Below are 2830 nucleotides of genomic sequence, written 5' to 3'. Positions count from 1 at the left end.
GCCGCTGCCATGCGGCTTTCCGACCTGCCCGATGCACAGGCGCGGGCGGCGGCACCGCTGCTGGCACGGCTGCGCGATGCGCTCGACGGGATGCGCAACGGCTCGCTCCCGCGCTGAGGCGATGCAACGGGCGGCAATTCCCTCTTGCACGCGGGGTCAGATCAGGTATGAACCGCCACAAGTCGGGCTATGGCGCAGCCTGGTAGCGCGTCCGTCTGGGGGACGGAAGGTCGCAGGTTCGAGTCCTGCTAGCCCGACCAGAATACCCTCGCAAATCGCCCGCGTCCCTGCGACGCGGGCGTTTGTCATTTTGAAAGGTCCCCCATGTCAGGCGTGATCCCGAACCAGCAGATTTCGGCCATGATCGACGGGGGCGCCATTCAGGCGATCGCGCCCGTCACACCCCAACAGATACAGCCCGCTAGCCTCGATCTGCGGCTTGGCACCGTGGCCTACCGCGTGCGCGCCTCTTTCCTTGCCGGGGCGAAGGCGCGCGTCAGTGACAGGCTGGATGCCTTCGGGATGCACAGCGTCGATCTGTCCGAAGGGGCGGTGCTGGAAAAGGGCTGCGTCTATGTCGTGCCGCTGATGGAAAGCCTTGATCTGCCGAAGGACATTTCCGCCGCCGCCAACGCCAAGAGCTCGACAGGCAGGCTCGACCTGCTGACCCGGGTGATCACCGATGGCGGGGTGGAGTTCGACCGAATCCCCGCCGGGTACACCGGCCCGCTTTACGCAGAGATTTGCCCGCGCTCCTTTTCGGTGCTGGTCCGTCCCGGCATGCGCCTGAACCAGATCCGTTTCGCCCAAGGCGAGGCGCGGCTCGACGATGCGGCACTGCGCGTGCTGCACGAAAAGACGCCGCTGGTGGATGGCGACCCGCTCATCGACGATGGGCTCGGCTTTTCGGTGGATCTGCGCCTGCCGGGCACATCGCTGGTGGGATACCGGGCGAAGCCCCATACCGGGGTGATCGATCTGGACCTGATCGGCCATTACAGCCCCCGCGCCTATTGGGAAGAAGTCCACAGCGATGACGGCCAGATTATTCTGGATCCGGGCGCCTTCTACATCCTCGTCAGCCGCGAAAGCGTGACGATCCCGCCCGACTACGCGGCAGAGATGGCGCCCTTCCTTGCGATGGTGGGCGAATTCCGCGTGCACTATGCCGGATTCTTCGATCCGGGGTTCGGATACGCCCCGGCGGGCGGCGCAGGCTCCCGCGGGGTGCTGGAGGTGCGCTGCCACGAAGCGCCTTTCGTGCTGGAACACGGACAGGTCGTGGGCCGCCTGCTTTACGAGCGGATGACTGAAGCGCCGAGCCTGCTGTATGGGCAGGGCATCGCGTCAAACTACCAGGGCCAGGGCCTGAAACTGTCCAAGCACTTCAAAACTGCCTGAAGCACATTCGAAAGCGCGCGGGATCAGAACCTTCCGATCCGGCGCAGAACCTTCATCGATTGCTTGGCGCGCTGCGCGGACTGACGCGCCCGCCGCTTGTCAGCCTTCGACTCCGGCATGGGTCGCGGCTCGACGTCACCGTCCTGCCGCTTCTTGCGGTTGCCCATGCGGCTCGCTTGGTTGAAGCCCGCATCGATACCCTTGTTCACCAGCCGCCGCATCACCTGACGGATGATCATATTGATGATCGCGTTCATCTGACCCTCTCTTTCTGCCTCGATGACCAATATAGTACGTTTTGCGGCGATATTCAGGCACCCCGCCGATGACGGCGCGAAAGCCTCAATCCTCGAACAATTCGCTTTGTCCGGTGCTCGCCTCCTCCTCCGGGTCGTCGGCGCCGTCGGGCCCCGGCAGATGACCGGGGGGCGGGCGGTTCTCCAACAGTCCGGCCGAGCGGAGTTCTTTCAACCCGGGCAGGTCCCTCGCGCTTTCCAAGCCGAAATGATCGAGGAATTCCTGCGTCACGACGAAAGTCACCGGTCGGCCCGGCGTCATCTTGCGGCGGCCAAAGCGTATCCACTCCAGTTCCAGAAGCTGGTCCACCGTCCCCCGGGAAACGGAAACACCGCGGATTTCCTCGATCTCCGCGCGGGTGACGGGCTGGTGGTAGGCCACGATGGCAAGCGTTTCGATGGCCGCGCGGCTCAGCTTGCGCTGCTCCACGGTTTCCTTGCGCATCAGAAAGCCGAGGTCCGGCGCCGTGCGCAGGGCATAGGCGTCGCCCACCTTCATCAGCTGCACGCCCCTCCCCTCATAGCGCCGCCGCAGCAGCGCGATGGCTTCGCCCGCATCGCTGCCATGGGGCATCCGGGATTCCAGCTCCCGCAGGGTCACGGGTTCCGACGTGGCGAAAAGCACCGCCTCCACCATGCGTTCCTGTTCCGCCAAGGGCGGCGCTTCGAACAGACTTTGTTCCTCTTCGTCAATGTCCTGCATCACGCAGCTAATCCTTTCTGCGCAGTTCTATGGGCGCAAAGGCTTCCGCTTGGCGGATATCGAGATGCCCTTCCTTCACCAGTTCGAGGGAGGCCGCGAAAGTCGATGCCGTAGCAGAACGCCGTCGCACCGGATCGGCCCCCCAGCCGTCAGGCAGATAGCTGGTCAGGTCGGACCAGCCCCCGGCGAAACCGATAAGACCGCGCATCCGTTCGAGCGCCTGTTCCATGGTATAGACGGCATCCCTGTCCATCACGAAGGGGCGAAATTCGTCGCGGGTGCGGATGCGCGCGTAGCCCTGCATCAGATCGAGCAGGGTCGCCGTATAGGTCACGCGGCGCGTGCGCTGCATGTCCTGCGTCTGGCCGCGCGCGAAAAAGTCGCGGCCCAGCCGGTCGCGCGCCATCAACCGGGCGGCGGCGTCGCGCAT

The 2830-nt window shown here is 64.8% G+C and carries 4 protein-coding genes and 1 tRNA gene; 2 read left to right on the top strand and 3 right to left on the bottom strand.

What is annotated here, in order from left to right; translation table 11 throughout:
- The first annotated feature begins 183 nt into the window (after nucleotides 1–183).
- Together A3764_RS13130 and A3764_RS13125 are read left to right on the top strand one after the other, a co-directional pair.
- Nucleotides 184–260 (top strand) — tRNA-Pro (locus A3764_RS13130).
- 64 nt (nucleotides 261–324) lie between these two features.
- Nucleotides 325–1401 carry a 2'-deoxycytidine 5'-triphosphate deaminase gene (locus A3764_RS13125; RefSeq protein ID WP_067926789.1) on the top strand — a complete coding sequence of 359 codons (1077 nt, stop codon included), beginning with the start codon at nucleotides 325–327 and terminating at the stop codon, nucleotides 1399–1401.
- A 23-nt stretch (nucleotides 1402–1424) separates the two neighbouring features.
- On the opposite strand, the gene A3764_RS13120 is transcribed toward A3764_RS13125, so the two are convergent.
- From A3764_RS13120 to A3764_RS13110, 3 genes are all read right to left on the bottom strand, one after another.
- Complete coding sequence (locus A3764_RS13120) at nucleotides 1425–1658, bottom strand: hypothetical protein (RefSeq protein WP_067926794.1); 234 nt, start codon at nucleotides 1656–1658, stop codon at nucleotides 1425–1427.
- An 85-nt stretch (nucleotides 1659–1743) separates the two neighbouring features.
- On the bottom strand, nucleotides 1744–2400 hold the full coding sequence (scpB, locus tag A3764_RS13115; RefSeq protein ID WP_201722184.1) for an SMC-Scp complex subunit ScpB: 657 nt from the start codon (nucleotides 2398–2400) through the stop codon (nucleotides 1744–1746).
- Nucleotides 2401–2407: 7 nt separating this feature from the next.
- A partial coding sequence (locus A3764_RS13110) for a segregation and condensation protein A (protein ID WP_443069382.1) occupies nucleotides 2408–2830 on the bottom strand: 423 nt, incomplete at its 5' end.

Source organism: Sulfitobacter sp. HI0129 (genome assembly GCF_001635395.1).
Classification (GTDB): domain Bacteria; phylum Pseudomonadota; class Alphaproteobacteria; order Rhodobacterales; family Rhodobacteraceae; genus Sulfitobacter.
The sequence above is the reverse complement of the archived record's forward strand: the minus strand, read 5'-3'. Positions and strand labels throughout refer to the sequence as shown.

What these genes read in the sequence shown, in the direction of transcription:
- A3764_RS13125 (WP_067926789.1), top strand. Translation starts at nt 325, where the DNA reads ATGTCAGGCGTGATCCCGAACCAGCAGATTTCGGCCATGATCGACGGG.
- A3764_RS13120 (WP_067926794.1), bottom strand. Translation starts at nt 1,658, where the DNA reads ATGAACGCGATCATCAATATGATCATCCGTCAGGTGATGCGGCGGCTG.
- scpB (WP_201722184.1), bottom strand. Translation starts at nt 2,400, where the DNA reads ATGCAGGACATTGACGAAGAGGAACAAAGTCTGTTCGAAGCGCCGCCC.